The organism is Rhodococcus sp. 852002-51564_SCH6189132-a (assembly GCF_001665495.1).
Classification (GTDB): Bacteria; Actinomycetota; Actinomycetes; order Mycobacteriales; family Mycobacteriaceae; genus Rhodococcus; species Rhodococcus pyridinivorans.
In genome coordinates this window covers 30,661-47,903 of the sequence record NZ_LZMJ01000076.1, presented here as the reverse complement: position 1 = coordinate 47,903, position 17,243 = coordinate 30,661, and the positions used below count along the sequence as shown (strand labels likewise).

Annotated in this window: 12 protein-coding genes and 1 pseudogene; 4 read left to right on the top strand and 9 right to left on the bottom strand. The window is 68.6% G+C overall.

The window, feature by feature from the left end:
- Positions 1-161 precede the first annotated feature (161 nt).
- The 4 genes from A5767_RS19585 to A5767_RS19570 are packed head-to-tail and all read right to left on the bottom strand — an operon-like array spanning position 162 to position 3,691.
- Complete coding sequence (locus A5767_RS19585; protein WP_019288412.1) at positions 162-1,139, bottom strand: class I SAM-dependent methyltransferase; 978 nt, start codon at positions 1,137-1,139, stop codon at positions 162-164.
- A 53-nt stretch (positions 1,140-1,192) separates the two neighbouring features.
- Positions 1,193-1,972 (bottom strand): enoyl-CoA hydratase-related protein, encoded by a 780-nt coding sequence (locus A5767_RS19580; RefSeq protein WP_019288413.1) that lies wholly within the window; start codon positions 1,970-1,972, stop codon positions 1,193-1,195.
- A gap of 10 nt (positions 1,973-1,982) precedes the next feature.
- A complete protein-coding gene (locus tag A5767_RS19575) occupies positions 1,983-2,816 on the bottom strand; it encodes an NUDIX hydrolase (RefSeq protein ID WP_006554576.1) in 834 nt (277 codons plus the stop codon).
- Positions 2,817-2,860: 44 nt separating this feature from the next.
- Positions 2,861-3,691: an ABC transporter ATP-binding protein gene (locus tag A5767_RS19570; protein ID WP_006554577.1), complete on the bottom strand. Its 831-nt coding sequence runs from the start codon at positions 3,689-3,691 to the stop codon at positions 2,861-2,863.
- A gap of 43 nt (positions 3,692-3,734) precedes the next feature.
- On the opposite strand from A5767_RS19570, the gene glgX reads away from it, so the two are divergent.
- Positions 3,735-5,897, top strand: a complete 2,163-nt coding sequence (gene glgX / locus A5767_RS19565) for a glycogen debranching protein GlgX (protein WP_064852966.1) — start codon at positions 3,735-3,737, stop codon at positions 5,895-5,897.
- A gap of 27 nt (positions 5,898-5,924) precedes the next feature.
- On the opposite strand, the gene A5767_RS19560 is transcribed toward glgX, so the two are convergent.
- The 3 genes from A5767_RS19560 to ctaD form a co-directional block, all read right to left on the bottom strand.
- The gene (locus tag A5767_RS19560) at positions 5,925-6,767 is read right to left on the bottom strand and encodes a peptidyl-tRNA hydrolase (RefSeq protein WP_006554579.1); all 843 of its coding nucleotides are present in this window, start codon (positions 6,765-6,767) and stop codon (positions 5,925-5,927) included.
- The gene (gene serB, locus A5767_RS19555) at positions 6,760-7,989 is read right to left on the bottom strand and encodes a phosphoserine phosphatase SerB (protein ID WP_024101411.1); all 1,230 of its coding nucleotides are present in this window, start codon (positions 7,987-7,989) and stop codon (positions 6,760-6,762) included. The genes A5767_RS19560 and serB overlap by 8 nt, the downstream gene beginning before the upstream one ends.
- Before the next feature lie 172 nt (positions 7,990-8,161).
- Positions 8,162-9,922 (bottom strand): aa3-type cytochrome oxidase subunit I, encoded by a 1,761-nt coding sequence (gene ctaD / locus A5767_RS19550; protein WP_082937751.1) that lies wholly within the window; start codon positions 9,920-9,922, stop codon positions 8,162-8,164.
- A 270-nt stretch (positions 9,923-10,192) separates the two neighbouring features.
- Here ctaD and A5767_RS19545 point away from each other — a divergent pair.
- The 3 genes and pseudogenes from A5767_RS19545 (at position 10,193) to A5767_RS19535 (ending at position 12,830) form a co-directional block, all read left to right on the top strand.
- Positions 10,193-11,202 (top strand): annotated as a pseudogene (locus A5767_RS19545) (ABC transporter substrate-binding protein).
- Between the two features lie 46 nt (positions 11,203-11,248).
- Positions 11,249-12,307: an ABC transporter substrate-binding protein gene (locus A5767_RS19540; RefSeq protein ID WP_064852964.1), complete on the top strand. Its 1,059-nt coding sequence runs from the start codon at positions 11,249-11,251 to the stop codon at positions 12,305-12,307.
- Positions 12,308-12,356: 49 nt separating this feature from the next.
- Positions 12,357-12,830, top strand: a complete 474-nt coding sequence (locus A5767_RS19535; protein WP_006550397.1) for an NUDIX hydrolase — start codon at positions 12,357-12,359, stop codon at positions 12,828-12,830.
- On the opposite strand, the gene A5767_RS19530 is transcribed toward A5767_RS19535, so the two are convergent.
- On the bottom strand, positions 12,824-16,060 hold the full coding sequence (locus tag A5767_RS19530; protein WP_064852963.1) for an arabinosyltransferase domain-containing protein: 3,237 nt from the start codon (positions 16,058-16,060) through the stop codon (positions 12,824-12,826). The genes A5767_RS19535 and A5767_RS19530 overlap by 7 nt on opposite strands.
- Positions 16,061-16,218: 158 nt before the next feature.
- Positions 16,219-17,220 carry a class 1b ribonucleoside-diphosphate reductase subunit beta gene (nrdF, locus tag A5767_RS19525; protein WP_006550395.1) on the bottom strand — a complete coding sequence of 334 codons (1,002 nt, stop codon included), beginning with the start codon at positions 17,218-17,220 and terminating at the stop codon, positions 16,219-16,221.
- Between the last annotated feature and the right edge of the window lie 23 nt (positions 17,221-17,243).

Genomic DNA, 17,243 nt, shown 5'->3' with positions numbered 1-17,243 from the left:
CCCCTCCCCCCCCCCCCCCCCCCCCCCCCCCCCCCCCCCCCCCGGGGGGGGGGGGGCCGCCCCCCCTCCCCCCCCCCCGGGCCGCCCCCCCGCCCCCCCCCCCCGCGGCCGTCGTCCGACGTCAGGTACTCGACGTCGGCGAGGGTGAAGTCGTAACCCAACTACTTGCCGGGCTTCACACCGGTGATCATGACGTTGTAGAAGAAGCTACGGGGCACGACGTGCTCGAGGATGTTCTCGTCGACCCAGCTCAGCGCCTTCCAGCCACCGAAGGCGAACTTCGCCCAGTTCCAGCCCAGCTTCTCCTGCGGGACGGCGGCCTCGAAGGTGCGCACCGGCCAGCCGAGCAGGGCCGCGGCGAACTCCTCGCTCGACGCCTTGACCTCGACGGCTCCGGCCGAGGAGGCCAGCTTCTCGAGATCGGAAGGATCGAAGGTGTGCAGATCGACGACGGCCTCGAGGGCGGCCGCCCGGGAGGACTCGTCGAGCTCGGTCTGCGGACGACGCCAGTCGCGCAGGAAAGGCAACTTGGTGATGTTGGTGGTGGCCTCCCACGTGACCCGGCCGAGCATGCGGGCGTAGAAGTTGCCGATCGTGCTGGGCTCACCGGCGAAGACGAAACGGCCGCCGGGCTTGAGCACGCGCAGCACCTCGCGCAGCGACTGCTCGACGTCCGGGATGTGGTGCAGCACGGCATGGCCGACCACGAGGTCGAAGGTGTCGTCGTCGTACGGAATGGTCTCGGCGTCGGCAACGCGGCCGTCGACGTCGAGGCCGAGATTCTCGGCGTTGCGGAGCGCGACCTTCACCATGCCGGGCGACAGGTCGGTCACCGAACCGGTCTTCGCGACCCCACCCTGCATGAGGTTGAGGAGGAAGAAGCCCGTGCCGCAGCCGAGTTCGAGTGCGCGCTCGTAGGGCAGCGGCTGATCGCCGGCCGCGGCGACGAACCGCCCCTTGGCGTAGTCGATGCACCGCTCGTCGTACGAGATGGACCATTTCTCGTCGTACGTCTCGGCTTCCCAGTCGTGGTAGAGCACCTGGGCTAGCTTGGTGTCCTCGAGCGCGGCTGCGACCTCTTCGGCAGTGGCGTGCGGATTCGGCGCGGGGTCGACCCCGTCGGTCCTGCTGGCAGTCATGCGGTGATCCTACTCATCGGTAAGCTGTGGACAAGTGCAGGTGCCGGTCGGCATCACTCGCCGACGAACTTCGCCTTGCCCGGCCCGTTCTCGATGAACGATTCGAGGCCGATGGTGCGGTCCTTCGTGGCGAACAGCGCGGCGAAGACGTGCTGTTCGATCTTCAGACCCGTATCCAGATCGGTGTCGAGGCCCTGGTCGATCGCGGCCTTCGCAGCGGCGAGCGCGCGCGAGGCGGCGCCTGTGAACTGCCCGGCCCAGCGACGCGCAGCCTCGTAGACGTCGTCGGGGGCGACGACCTCGTCGACCAGACCGATCGACAGGGCTTCGTCGGCGCCGACGAAACGACCGGTGAAGACGAGATCCTTCGCCTTCGCCGGGCCGACGAGCCGAGCCAGTCGCTGGGTGCCGCCGCCACCGGGGATGATGCCCAGCAGGATCTCGGGCGTGCCGAGCTTGACGTTGTCGCCGACGATGCGCCGGTCGGCGCCGAGGGCGAGTTCGAGGCCACCACCGAGGGCGTAGCCGGTGATCGCGGCGACGGTGGGCTTGGGGATGTCGGCGATCGACCCGAGGGCCGACTGCAGGTCGCCGACGATCTCGCTCATCTGCACGTAGCTCAGGTCGGCCATCTCCTTGATGTCGGCGCCGGCCGCGAACACCTTCTCGCCGCCGTAGACGATCACCGACTTCACGTCGGACCGGACGGTCGCCTCGCGCGCAGCGGCCCGGATCTCCTCCTGGAGCTGCCGGTTCAACGCGTTCATCGGAGGGCGGTCGAGACGGATGGTGCCGATGCCGTCGGAGACGTCGAGGGTCACGAATTCAGCCATGGTCCTCAGCCTAGATGTCGGAGCGCTGGGCCCACGGATGAGTACCGACCTCGTAGTAGGCTTCGTCCCCGTCGAACGCGATGTGGACCGCCCCGTCGCGACGGCTGATGATCGGCAGGATCGGCTCGATGACCGGATCCGCCGCCATGAGGTCGGCGACCGTGGCGAAGCCCGACAGGATCGACAGCTGACTCCACGTGGGCGGGAGCAGGATGCACCGGCCCGACCGCCAGTCGGCGAGGGCCTCCTCCGCGGTCTGCCACTGCACCAGATCGGTCTCGCTGGTGTTGCCGTCGGCCCGCTGTCCTTCCGGTACCGCGGCGACGAAGAAACGCGTATCGTAGCGGCGCCGCTCCCCCAGCGGGGTGATCCAGTTCGCGTGGGGACGCAGCAGGTCGGCGCGCAGCACCAACTGTTCCTTCTCCAGGAAGTCGCCGAAGGACAACTCGCGCGCTTCCAGCAGACGACGCGCCTCCGCGTAGTCACCGGTGTCGGCCACCACCGAATCCTCGGTGGGTCCGGCGAGCAGCACGCCGCACTCCTCGAAGGTCTCGCGCACGGCCGCGAGCACCAGCGCACGGGCCTGCGCCTCGCCGATACCGAACCGCTCGGCCCACCAGGTCACGTCCGGTCCGGTCCACCGCACCTCGGCGTCGGTGTCGGAAGTGTCGACACCGCCGCCGGGGAAGACGGTCATGCCGCCGGCGAAGTCCATGCCGACGACACGACGCTGCAGGAACACCTCGACGCCGCGCGCAGAGTCCCGCACGAGCATCACGGTGGACGCGTCGCGGATGGGTACCGCGGTGGGATCGAAGGTGGATGCCGAGCGATTGTTGGCCATGGCCTCAACCTAACCGATCGGTCCCGGCACCACCCGACCCGGAGTCACCGGCGGTGCCGTCCCGCCTGGCGGGTGCGGCGGGCGAAGAACCGGTCGTCGACCTTGTCGAGCGAGATGGACTGACTGAACGCCGCGCTGAGGTTCTCAGCGGTGATCACGTCGTCGAGCAGGCCCTGGGCGACCACACCGCCCTCCTTCAGGAGCAGTGCGTGCGTGAAGCCCGGCGGGATCTCCTCCACGTGATGGGTGACGAGCACGATCGCAGGGGCATCCGGGTCGGCCGCGAGCGTGCCGAGCCGGGCCACGAGTTCCTCGCGACCGCCGAGGTCCAGACCGGCCGCGGGCTCGTCGAGCAGCAGCAGTTCGGGGTCGGTCATGAGCGCCCGGGCGATGAGCGCACGCTTGCGTTCACCCTCCGACAGCGTCCCGTACAGACGGTCGGCGAGATGTTCCGCGCCGAGGCTCTCGAGCATCTCCACCGCGCGGCTCGTGTCGATGTCGTCGTACTGCTCGCGCCACCGGCCCAGCACGCCGTAGCCCGCGGAGAGCACGAGATCGGTGACCTTCTCGTCGTTCGGCACCCGGTTGGCCAGGGCCGCGGAGGACAATCCGATCCGGGGTCGTAGTTCGGACAGATCCGTCTTTCCGAACGTCTCCGCGAGGACGTGCGCGGTGCCGGAGGTGGGGAACGTCTCGGCCGCCGCGACCCGCAGCAGCGAGGTCTTTCCTGCCCCGTTGGGTCCGAGAACCACCCAACGTTCGTCGAGTTCCACCTTCCAGGTCACGGGACCGACGAGGACGTTCCCGCCGCGTCGGACCACTACGTCGTCGAATTCGATGAGCAAATCGGGATCAGGTTGTGCCACGCGGACCATCTTCTCTTACGCCCGAGCCCGAAACGCGGCAGGATCGGTTCCCGTGTCGTCCTCCGCATCCGAATCTGCTGTCGTGTCCGGCTCGGTCGCGCTCCCCGACCGGGCCGCCTTCCCGCTCGGCCCCACCCCGGTCGACGGTGGGACACGCTTCGCCGTCCACGCCCCGCACAGCGACCGCGTCCAGGTCTGCCTCGTCGACGACGACGGGAACGAACACCGCGTGGACCTGCCCGACCGCACCTACGGGGTCTGGCACGGGGTGGTCCCCGGCGTCGGCGCCGGGCAACGGTACGGCTACCGCGCCTACGGGCCGTGGCAACCGCAGTGGGGGTTGCGCACCAACCCGCACAAGATCCTGCTCGACCCGTGGGCCCGCCGGATCGTCGGCGACGTCGGTGATCCGGACCGGCTGATCCCCCACCAGGGTGACCCGTTCGGTGCGATGTCGAGCACCGACTCGCTCGGCCACACACCTCTGTCGGTGGTGACCCCCGTCCTGACGCCCATGCACGACAAACCACGCGTGCCGTGGGAGAACACCGTCGTCTACGAACTGCACGTCGGTTCGTACACGGCCCGTCACCCGCTCGTGCCGCCGGAACTGCGCGGCACCTATCTCGGACTCGCCCACCGGTCGGTGATCGACCACCTGGTGGGGCTGGGAGTGACGACGGTCGAACTGCTCCCCGTGCAGGCCTTCGTGACCGAGCCGTCGGTGCGTGCGCGGGGGATGCGCAACCACTGGGGCTATTCGACCGCCTCGTACTTCGCGCCGCATCCCGCCTACGCCGTCACGCCCGGCAACGAGATCGCCGAGTTCCGAACGATGGTCGACGCCTTCCACAGCGCCGGGCTCGAGGTGCTGCTCGACGTCGTCTACAACCACACGTGCGAAGCATCGGTCGACGGTCCGAGTCTGTCCTGGCGCGGTCTCGACGCGCCCGGCTACTACCTGCTCGACGCGCACGGACGGGACATCGACCTGACGGGGTGCGGCAACACCCTCGACGCGTCCTCACCGATCGTCGTGCGGATGGTGTGCGACAGCCTCCGGTACTGGGCGGACGTGATGGGGGTGGACGGCTTCCGCTTCGACCTCGCCAGTGCGCTGGCCCGTCCCCGCGGTGGGGCCTTCGATCCGCGAGCGGCACTGCTCACCGCGATCGTCACCGATCCCGTCCTCTGCGACGTCAAGCTCGTCGCCGAACCGTGGGACGCCACCGCACACGGTTACCAGCTCGGGAACTTCGGCGCGCAATGGGCCGAATGGAACGACCGCTACCGCGACACGGTCCGCCGCTACTGGGCGGGACGTTCCGGGATCCGCGAGATGGCGTCGCGGCTCACCGGTTCGGAGGACCTCTACGACAGGAACATCCGGCAGCCGTGGATGTCGGTCAACTTCGTCACCGCCCACGACGGTTTCACCCTCGCCGATGCGGTCTCGTACGAGCGCAAGCACAACGACGAGAACGGTGAGGAGGGCCGGGACGGGTCGAACAACAACGAGTCGGTGAACCACGGGGTCGAAGGGCCGACCGACGATCCGGAGATCCTCGCCGCCCGCGACCGGCACATCCGGGCGATGCTCGCGACGCTGCTGTTGTCGACGGGCACACCGATGCTGCTCGCCGGCGACGAGTTCGGGCACACGCAGAACGGCAACAACAACGCCTACTGCGTCCCCGTGGACGTCCCCGTCCGCGACGCCTGGCCGCTGGACTGGGAGCACGCCGACCGTGCGCGAACGGATTACGTGCGCGAACTGCTCCGCCTGCGCACGCGCGTCCCGGTGCTGCGGCAGCGACGCTTCTTCGAGGGCCGCGCCCGGTCCGTGGGCTATCCCGATCTCGTGTGGTTCGGCATCGAGGGGATCGAACTCGACGAGGATGCGTGGCAGGACGACAGTCGCCGCACGCTGCAGGGCTGGGTCGACGGCTCGCAACTCGGCACCGTGACCCGCACCGGCGTCACTCTCGAGGACAGCAGCGGGCTGTTCGTTCTGCATTCGGGCGACGCCGCCACGGTGACCCTCGCCGGACCCGAGTGGTATTGCGGCAACATCGTGTGCGTCTTCGATTCGAGTGCCCCCGACGGCAGGCCCGCGGACACCTCCCCGATGCGGGTGGGAAGTTCGTACCCGGTCGACGGTCCGACGGTGCTGATCTTCTGGATCGCGGACGACGGACCCATCGAGCAAGGATGATCCACGGCGGCACGACGCCGGTGGAGGTCAGGCTCGTTCGTCGACCGTGCCGGGCACCGCGATCACGGTGATCGAACCCGGGGCCACCTCGGTGAAGCCCGCGTCGCGGACCGCGACGGCCGTGCCGGCTTCCACGCGGGCGAGCAGCTCGCGCCAGGTGGCCTCGTCCGCATCGCGGACGGCACACGGGAATCCGTCGGAAGCCCAAGCGCGTGCGGTGTCGACGTCCAGTGCCCCCGCGAACAGCATCGCAGCATGACCGACCTGCGCGGCCGCCTTGCCGACGGTCATCTCGAGGTCCTTCTGCACCCAGAGGACCGGAACGCCGTCCGCCGGTGGGGGCGGATCGTCGTGGGGCAGGTCGGTGCCACCGATCTGCAGGCGGGAGATGCGCGGGTCCAGTTCCCCCACCGGGCCGGGCACGAACGCCCGGGCCTGGGCACCGGCGTGGTCGACGGTGACTCCGTCGACGTCCTGCGCGGCACGCCAGTGCGCTCCGCGGGCGCGGCGGGCGACCTTCCGGATCCGCGCGTCGTTCCATGCGAGGAAGGGTTCCTGCCACGGACCGGGTTCGCCGTCCGGGCCGGGACCGACCCGCGGGTCGAAACACAGTGCCACGGTGGCCATCGCGGCGGCTTCGAGCACCGCACTGCGGGCGGGTGGATCGACCTTGGGGATGTGCAGCACAATCGGCATCGCCTGCACCTTCGCCGGATCCTCCGGGTCGGGCCGGTGCCCGTAACCGCGGGTGAGTACGCCGTGGCGCTCGGCGAAACCCGGATCCGAGGCCGGGTCGAAGACCCGATCGGGTGCGGCCTCGAAGACCGGCTCGGGCGCCGTGTCCGCGAAGTCGGGGTCCAGCTCAGACACTGCCGTCGATCGGGACGCGGCGCAGGGTTCCGTCGACGCGGTCGGCCGCCTCGATCTCCTCGCGGGTGACGCCGAGGACGAAGAGCACCGCATCGAGGTAGGGATACGACAGGGCGGTGTCGGCGACCTCGCGCAAGGCCGGCTTGGCGTTGAACGCGACGCCCAGGCCCGCGGCCGAGAGCATGTCGATGTCGTTGGCACCGTCGCCGACCGCGACGGTCTGCTCGACCGGCACGCCCGCCTCGTCGGCGAACTCGCGGAGGGCGCGTGCCTTGGCGGCGCGGTCGACGATGTCGCCGACCACTCGCCCGGTGAGCTTGCCGTCGACGATCTCGAGCGTGTTGGCGCGGACGAAGTCGAGTTCGAGTTCGTGTGCGAGCGGGTCGATCACCTGACGGAAGCCGCCCGAGACGACGCCGCAGCGGAAGCCGAGCCGACGCAACGTCCGGATCGTGGTGCGGGCACCGGGAGTGAGTTCGAGCTGCTCGGCGACCTCGTCGATGACGGTCGCCGGCAGACCCGCGAGGGTCGCGACGCGTTGTTCGAGGGACTGCGCGAAGTCGATCTCACCGCGCATCGCAGCCTCGGTGACCTCGCGGACCTTGTCCTCGACACCGGCGTGCGCGGCGAGCATCTCGATGACCTCGCCCTGGATGAGCGTGGAGTCGACGTCGAAGACGATCAGGCGCTTGGAACGACGGGCGAGACCGCCGCGCTCCACCGCGATGTCGACGTCGAGGCCCGCGGCGAGTTCGACGAGGGCGTGCCGCAGCGCGGCGTCGGCCTCGACGCTGGTGTCGGGCGCGGTGATCATCAGCTCGAGGCCGGTGAGCGGGTAGTCGGCGATGCCGCGGATCGAATCGATGTTCGCGCCCTGGGCCGCGAGGGTGCGGCCCACCGATCGCAGCGCCTTGGCACTGACCGGGCTGCCCAGCACGACGACGGCGTGGGTCGAGACGGTGCGGGCGCCGCGCTCGGCACCGATCTGGACGTCGGCGTGCATGCCGATGGTGGCCATCGCGGACTCGACCTCGTCCTGCATCGCTTCGACATCGGTCGGGCAGACGAGGAGGACACCGAGGGTGAGCCGGCCACGGATCACGACCTGTTCCACATCGAGGAGGTCGACGTCGTGCCGCGTCAGCGCTGCGAAGAGCACCGAGGTCACGCCGGGATGGTCAGGTCCGGTCACGGTCACCAGCACCGTGCTGTCAGACGCCACTACGTCTCCGATCGCTTGTCTGTCGAGGTACACACGGACGCACGCGCGTACCGGCTCGCTCGTTCATTGTTGCAGGGCGAACCGCCGCTCCCGTTCGCGGGTCCGGACCCACGGAAAGGCCGAAGCCCCACCCGGTGAACGGGTGGGGCTTCGGTCGATCGTCGATCTGCGCTCAGGCGCGCGGATGGTCGCCGGGGGTACGGTCGGCACCCTCGAGGACGTTGACGTTGTGCTTGTCGCTGCCCGGGCCGACGTGCGCTTCGGCGCGCATCTTCTCGACCATGTGCGGGTAGTGCAGCTCGAAGGCGGGACGCTCCGAACGGATCCGCGGCAGCTCGGTGAAGTTGTGCCGCGGGGGCGGGCAGCTGGTGGCCCACTCGAGCGAGTTGCCGTAACCCCACGGGTCGTCGACGGTGACGACCTGGCCGTAGCGGTAGCTCTTGAAGACGTTCCACAGGAACGGCAGCGTCGACGCGCCCACGACGAAGGCCCCGATCGTCGAGATGGTGTTCAAGGTGGTGAACCCGTCGGAGGGCAGGTAGTCGGCGTAGCGACGCGGCATGCCCTCGTTACCGAGCCAGTGCTGCACCAGGAAGGTGGTGTGGAAACCGATGAAGGTCAGCCAGAAGTGCCAGCGGCCGAGCTGCTCGTCCATCATCCTGCCGGTCATCTTCGGGAACCAGAAGTAGATGCCGGCGTAGGTCGCGAACACGATGGTGCCGAAGAGCACGTAGTGGAAGTGCGCGACCACGAAGTACGAGTCGTGCAGGTGGAAGTCCAGCGGCGGGCTCGCGAGGATGACACCGGTCAGACCACCGAAGAGGAAGGTCACGATGAAGCCGACCGAGAACAGCATCGGCGATTCGAAGGTGATCTGGCCCTTCCACAGCGTGCCGATCCAGTTGAAGAACTTCACACCGGTCGGGACGGCGATCAGGAAGGTCATGAACGAGAAGTACGGCAGCAGCACGGCGCCGGTGGCGTACATGTGGTGCGCCCACACGGCGATGGACAGCGCCGCGATGGCCATCGTGGCGTAGACCAGACCGGTGTAACCGAAGATCGGCTTGCGGGAGAAGACCGGGAAGATCTCCGAGACGATGCCGAAGAACGGCAGCGCGATGACGTACACCTCGGGGTGACCGAAGAACCAGAACAGGTGCTGCCACAGGAGCACACCGCCGGTGGCGGGGTCGTAGATGTGGCCACCGAGGTGACGGTCGACGAACAGGCCCATGAAGGCGGCGGTCAGCAGCGGGAACACGAGCAGGATCAGCAGGCTGGTGATCAGGATGTTCCAGGTGAAGATCGGCATCCGGAACATGGTCATGCCCGGTGCACGCATGCACACCACGGTGGTGATGAAGTTGACGCCACCGAGGATGGTGCCCAGACCCATCACGCCGAGGCCGAGGATCCAGAAGTCCGCACCGACACCCGGGGAGTGGATCTCACTGGTGAGCGGCGTGTACGCCGTCCAACCGAAGTCCGCGGCACCGCCGGGGGTGACGAAGCCGAGCATGACGATCGTCGCGCCGAACAGGTACAGCCAGTAGCTGAAGGCGTTCAGGCGCGGGAAGGCGACGTCGGGGGCGCCGATCTGCAGCGGCAGGATGTAGTTCGCGAAGGCGAACACGACCGGCGTCGCGTACATCAGCAGCATGATCGTGCCGTGCATGGTGAACAGCTGGTTGAACTGCTCGTTCGACAGGAACTGCAGGCCGGGGACCGCGAGCTCGGTGCGCATCAGCAGGGCCATCAGGCCGCCGATGAGGAAGAAGGCGAACGAGGTGACCATGTACATGATCCCCAACATCTTGGGATCTGTGGTCGTGATCATCTTGTAGATGAACGAACCCTTGGGTCCCTGCCGCGGCGGGTACGGCCTTGCTGCAGCTATCTCTGGGACTGGCTGGGGCGCTACGGCAGTCACTAATCCTCCTGAATGCGCGCTCGACCTCGGGCTGGAGGCGAACGGTCTCTGGCTTGCGCTCATCGAATCGTAGACCCTGCCCGAAACGGTCGCCCTCCGGGTCCTACTCACTGTCGTACTCGACTCGCGAGGCTACCTGGAGCGGAGCCGACAACCACAATCCGAGTCTGTGCTGCACCTCACATGCAAGGGCGAGACCAGGTGACCCCACCACGCGCGAACAGCACGGGTTAGGGTGCACTTCCCCCCGCAATCACAGAAGGACGACCCGTGCCTGTTCTCTCCTCCCGACCAGCCCGGTTCGCGGCAGCACTGCTGACCGCCGGACTCCTCGTCGCCGGCTGCAGTTCGGCCGACACCTCCGACGACGCGACCACCGACACCGCGTCCGACTCGGCCGCCGGCTTCCCCCGGACCGTCGAACACTTCCGCGGTTCCACCACGATCGAGAGCGAGCCGACCCGCATCGTCGCGCTCGACACGAGCTATTCCGACGCCGTGCTTCTCCTCGAGGCACCTCTCGTCGGGTACGTCGACTACCGCACCGACGAATTCCCCGACTATCTCGGCGACTCGCAGCAGTACGCGACCGACGCCCCGTGTCCGTCGGCAAGACCGCGGACGTGAGCCTCGAACAGGTGGCCGCGCTCGAACCCGACCTCATCCTCTCGGCGGAGGTGCGCGACGGAGAGAACTACGAGGAACTGTCCGCCATCGCCCCGACCGTCTTCTCCCAGTCGACCGGACCGACGTGGAAGGACAACATCCGCCTCGTCGCGCAGGCCATCGGCAAGGAGGACCTCGCCGAGCAGAAGATCTCCGAGTACGAGGAGCGCGCCGCGGCCATCGGTGCGGACATCAACGCCAAGGCCGGCAACCCGACGATCTCGATCGTCCGCTTCGCCGGTGAACCGACGGCCCGGCTGTACCGCACCACCTCGTTCAGCGGCATCGTGCTCGAGGACGCCGGTCTCGCCCGCCCCGCGAGCCAGGGTCCCGATCCGTCGGATCCGTCGAGCATCATGAACGCCATCAGCCCCGAACTGATCACCGAGGCCGAGGCGGACGTCATCTTCGTCACCACCTACGACCTCGGCGACGGCAAGGCGCAGGCGGCGGCCGAACCCTTCGTCACCAATCCGTTGTGGGAGAACCTGCAGGGACGGAAGGTCGAGGTCGACGACAGCGTGTGGATGATGCCGGTGAGCATCCAGGGTGCGCACCGCATCCTCGACGACCTCGCGGACACCTTCGGCGTCGACCGTCACACGACCGGATAGCCTGAGCCGTCCGATCCGAGCAGCGTCCTACAGGAGTTGGTCCGACGTGTTTTCCGTGCACCGGTCACGAGCAGTACTCGTCGCAGCCGTCGCTGCGGTGACGACAGCCCTGGCCGGATGCTCCACACCTCCCGACGACGACGCATCGGAGATCGTGCGCACCACGACCCGCATTGCCGGTGCGTCGGTCGTGGGCATCGACCGGGACACGTCGACCGCGTGCGCACTCCCCTCCCCGCTCGATCCGGGACAGCCCACCACCGGCACCCGGCCGGTCCTGCACACCGCAGGCCGGTCGGATGTGCCCGCCGACCCGCAGCGGATCGTCGTCCTCGACCCCGCGGCGCTCGACGCGGTGTGCGCCCTGGGGCTGTGGGAGCGCGTCGTGGGAGCGAGCGCCGAGGTCACCGGCCGGCCGGAATATCTCGGTCACGGGATCGGCGAACTCCCGCCCGTGGGTGCCGCGGGCAACCCGGACGTCGCGGCGATCGAGCGCGCACAGCCGGATGTGATCCTCGGCTCCTCCACCGCCCCGGACGTCTACGCCTCCCTCAGCGGCATCGCACCCACCGTGCTGGTCGGGTCCGATCCGGTCTTCTGGAGGGAACAGTTCGTCCGGGTCGGTGAGGCGCTCGGGCGCACGGAGGCCGCACGTCGCGTGCTCGACGACTACGCGACGGCCGCGCGCGATCTGGGCCGCGAGCTCGTGTCGTCCCAGACGCAGGCGTCGATCGTCCGGTTCACGGCCGACGGCCCGACCGTGGAGGGCACCGCGTCGTTCGCGGGGCAGGTGCTCGGCGACGTCGGCGCTGCCCGGCCGCCGGCCCAGCGGTTCGCGGTGGTCGACGGACAACCGTGGCAGGCCGTCGACACGGAGGACCCGGCCCCGGCGGACGGCGATGTGATCTTCGTACGCTTCGCCGGTGAGGACGGACTCGAGGCCGGCAAGGACTACATGCAGACCGACGAGTGGCTCGACCTCGGGGCCGTGCGCGACCTCCGTCTGTTCTCCGTGACCGACGACGTGTGGTCGACCCCCGGACCGGTCGCCGCGCGGGCGATCCTCACCGACCTGACGTACACCCTCAACGGATATTCGAACTGATCGCCGGCCCGACCGGCGGCAGCACGCCTGCCGGTATAGAAACGAGGGCGTGCCGATACCCGATTTCGTCGTCCAGCTCCGCTCACACGTAGGAACCGCTCCCCTGTGGCTGCCGGGGGTGAGCGCGATCGTCACGGACGGCGACGACCGCGTCCTGCTCACCCGCCGCGCCGACAACGGCATGTGGGCCGTGGTGTCCGGCATCCTCGAACCCGGAGAGGAACCGGCGGTCGCCGCGGTCCGGGAGGTGCTCGAGGAGACGGGTGTCGCCGCCGAGATCGTGCGGCTGACGAGCGTCGACGTCACCGCACCCATCACCTATCCCAACGGCGACGTCGCGCAGTACCTCGACGTGTGCTTCCTGCTCCGCGCGACCGGCGGGGACGCACGCGTTGCCGACGACGAGAACCTCGAGGTGGCGTGGTTCGCGCCGGACGACCTCCCCGAGCCACTCACCGAGACGTCGCGTCTGCGGCTCGGGAAGGCGCTCGCCGGGCGTGCGGAGGCCTGGTTCCGTCAGTAGGCAGTGTTGATCGGACCCGGGCTCCACAGACCGCTGCGCGTGACCGTGGCGGTGTCGAGTTCCGCGGTCTCCGTCGACGGATCGATCGGTGTGTACTGCTCGATCGCTCCCCAGTCGCGGTCCCAGTCGTGATCGAGATACGACGGGATCGTGCGGGCCCGCAACAGCTGGTCGGTCCAGCCGAGAGGACCGCCACCGTTGTGGTCCTGCCACAGATCCGTGGAGATAGCACCGATCCGGTCCGGCAGGATCCGGTACTCGGGGATCTCGGCGATGCCGTTGCGGTGCACCATCTGCCGCTGGCACGGGAAATTGAGACCGACAGCCCAGTCCAGCAGGACCGGTGTGTCGCTCCCGACGACCTGCTGCAAAGTCTGCGTCTGCGGCACGCGCGGCGGGGTGAACGCCAGCCACTGTTCGGGCGCGAGATCGTTGTCGGAGGCGACGATCCGCACCGCGTCGACCTCGGCCGGCAGCGTGTCCATCGGGACACGCAGATTCCTCCACGAGGGCGACGGACCGATGTCGATCGGCAACGCCCGTCCCAGCGCGGTCACGCTGCCGTCGGCAGCGGTGGTTCCGTATTCGAGTTCGAGTCGCTGACCGTAGGTTTCGGTGCCGTCGGCGTCGACGGAGAAGATCCGGCCGGCCGCGGCGATCGTGACGAGATCCCCACGCGATCCGGTCGCGTCGGGCTCGGGCAGCCGGAACCAGGCGCTCGTGACGTCGCCGAGGGACGATCCGTGGCTGCCCAGCACCGGCGTGGTCACCGGATCGAGGCCGAACGGCAATGCGACGGTGCTGCCGTTGATTCCGACTCTGCCGGTACCGCCGCCGGTGCCACCGGTACCGCCGGTCGAGCTCTGGTCGTCGTTCGTGTCGACGGTGTTGGCGGTGCCGGCCGAGGCCGAGTCGTCGTCCGGGGTCAGATCGAGCGCGACACCACCCGGCGTGAACCCGTCCCCTCCCCCGGCATCGAGAGCGGAGGCCGCGTCGGCGCCGATGGGGGTGAGCACCGAGGCGTTCGGATCCGTTTCGAGCAGCACGTCGTTCGCGAGCGCACACGAGTTGCCGGTGAGCGTGTCGACGTTGGACCGTGCCACCGAATAGCCCGGGTACTGCGAGATCGCACCCTTGGCCAGTGACAGCACCTCGAACAGCACCATCGCCGCGGCGGCGACGGTCAACGGCGGCACCGCCCACAACCGCGACGGGGTGTCGGTGCGGGTGGAGGCGACGGGGTGGATGTGCCACCACGCGGCCAGCAGCAACGCGACGACCGTCACGGCGAAGAAGACGGTGGAGAAACCGAATCCGGCGACCGACGGCGGCTTGTCCCACCACGGGACCCCGTAGCTCGAGACGTACCACCAGCCGTTGGGGCCGATGAACGACATGGTCACCACGAACGACACCGCCGCGGCGAACAGGGCGCGGTTGCGTCGCGAACGCAACACCGCGGGTCCGGTGGCCACGGCGGCGAGCATCGCCACCGCGGCGGCCAGACCGGCGTAGATACCGAAGTGGTGGGTCCACTTGGTGGGCGCGAACATCATCAGCACCAGCGCGCCGAGGGTGATGCCGACGATGCGGCGGGACGGTCCCTGCGCGGTGCCGGGGATGTGCCCACCGCGGCGCAGCATCGCCACGAGCGCCACCGCCAGGCACAACACCAGGGTGAAGACCGCGAACCTGCGGGCCAGCGAGCCGTCCACGGTGATCTGCAGCAGGTACTGGTAGCGCAGATACTCCTGGAACCACGGCACGTTCGGACCGACGTCGTGCACGTGCTGCATCTCCAGCACCGCCGCGAGGGTCTGGTCGGCGAAGACCGGCACCAGGATCACCAGTCCGGCCGCGAGCATCGGCGTAAGTACCGGCAGCCATCCCAGGGTCTGCGCACGCCGATGGAGGATGCGGGCGATCGGGCGGGCACCGGCGATCAGCGCAGCGAAACAGATGATGCCCGACGGTCCCGCGGTCACGGTGAGCGCGGCGACGAGGATCGCGGCCGCCGCGGGCAGCAGACGCCGGGTGGCGATCGCGCGTTCGACCGAGCACCAGGTGAGCACGACGCCCGTCGCGACGATCGGTTCCGGGCGCAGTCCGTTGTTGAGCGGCAGCCAGAACGCCAGGAAGACCAGCGCCCCGGTCCACAGCGGAAGCCGGTTGCGACGCAGTGCGACGCCGAGACGTGGAGCGACCTCGCGGCTGAGCACCCACCAGCACAGGATTCCGGCGGTCAGTGCCGGTAGCCGCATCCAGATGCTCGCCGTCGAGACCTGGGTCATCAGGGCGAGGACGTCGTAGAAGGGAGTGCCGAAGGGTGCCTCGGGCACACCGAACCACCGGAAGTAGTTCGCCATGTACCCGGCCGCGCCCGCGGCGCGAGCCATTCCGAGCTGGTAACCGTCGTCGGCGGTGTTCGCCCCGATGACGTGCCAGACGAGCAGCGTTCCGACGACCAGCGCGTCGATGCGGGTGAACGACCACCACGACGCCGGCAACAGGCGGCGGTGGCGACGACCGTCGGCGCGGTCGAGCCGGGCCAGCGTCCACAACGCCAGTGCCGTGGCGACCACCGCGACGATCATCGCGACGATCTTCAGCACCGTCGGAGACGTCGTGAAGCGGGTGTCGACGGTCGCGGTGACCGAGACACCGTCGAGTGCGGGACCGGGCAGGTCGGTGAAGATGCCGACGAGCTGGGGCCGCAGGTCTCGGTCGAAGGTCCGCTCCCCTGACGCCGCGGCCGAGCCGGTGATCGTGGCGACGGTGCGTTCCGAGTTCGAGGACAGGGTGACCGAGCAGTCCCCGGCCAGGTCGTCCACCGGCGCGGAGGCGAGCAGTGTGTTGCGGGAGATCACCTCGAACACCGCCGGCCCGTCGTCACCGGCCGGCCGGACACGGGCGATCAGCCCGTAGCGTTCACGGTCGGGAGCTCCTGCGGGAAGTGTGGAGAAGACGGTGCCGCCGTCCGGCAGCGCGTCGCGCACGGACCGGCACTCGATCGTGGCGTCGAGATCGACCGGTGCGTAGGACACCAACGGCGCCGAGATGCCTGCGTTGCTCTCGCTCTGCGGCCAGTCGATGGTCGCAGTGGTCTGCGTCACGGGCAGGAACGGCATCGCGATGGATGCGACGATCCCCACGACGGCGGCGAGCACCGCCCACAGACGGGTCCGCTGCTCGACTGCCCGCCCGCCCGACGGCACGCGTTCGATTGTCACCGGCCGAGGCGAGCCCGACGCTTCTCTTGTCTCGGTCACGAGGAGCGATGCTATCGGGGACGGGCCGGGCCGCGAAAAGCACGCGATCCCGCACACGGGCGCTGCTGCGCCGGTGTACGGGATCGATGCGTTCGGGCCGGTGACAGAGAACGTCTACGTCAGAAGTCCCAGTCGTCGTCTTCTGTGACGACGGCCTTGCCGATCACGTAGGAGCTGCCGGAGCCCGAGAAGAAGTCGTGGTTCTCGTCGGCGTTCGGCGACAACGCCGACAGGATGGCCGGGTTGACGTCCGTCTCGTCCTTCGGGAACAGCGCCTCGTAACCGAGGTTCATCAGCGCCTTGTTCGCGTTGTAGCGCAGGAACTTCTTGACGTCCTCGGTGAGCCCGACCTGGTCGTAGAGGTCGGCCGTGTAGTGGGTCTCGTTGTCGTACAGCTCGAAGAGCAGTTCGAAGACCCAGTCCTTGAGCTCGTCGCGCTCGGCCTGCGTGATCGTCTCGAGCCCGCGCTGGTACTTGTAGCCGATGTAGTAGCCGTGGACGGCCTCGTCGCGAATGATCAGGCGGATCATGTCGGCGGTGTTGGTGAGCTTGGCCCGCGACGACCAGTACATCGGCAGGTAGAAGCCCGAGTAGAACAGGAACGACTCGAGCAGCGTCGAGGCGGCCTTGCGCTTGAGCGGGTCGTCGCCCTTGTAGTAGTCGAGGATGATCTGCGCCTTGCGCTGCAGGTGCTCGTTCTCCTCCGACCAGCGGAAGGCGTCGTCGATCTGGCGGCTCGAGCACAGCGTCGAGAAGATCTGCGAGTAGCTCTTCGCATGCACCGACTCCATGAACGCGATGTTCGTCAGCACCGCTTCCTCGTGCGGGGTCACCGCATCGGGGATGAGCGAGACCGCGCCGACCGTGCCCTGGATGGTGTCGAGCAGCGTCAGGCCCGTGAAGACCCGCATCGTCAGTTCCTGCTCGTACTCGGTGAGCGTGCCCCACGACTGGATGTCGTTGGAGACCGGCACCTTCTCCGGGAGCCAGAAGTTGCCGGTGAGGCGATCCCAGACCTCGGCGTCCTTGTCGTCGGGGACGCGGTTCCAGTTGATCGCGGAGACGCGATCGATGAGTTTGACGCGCACGCCGTCGGCCGGCGAGTGTGCTGCTGCAGTCATCGGTTACCTACCTGAATTGTGTG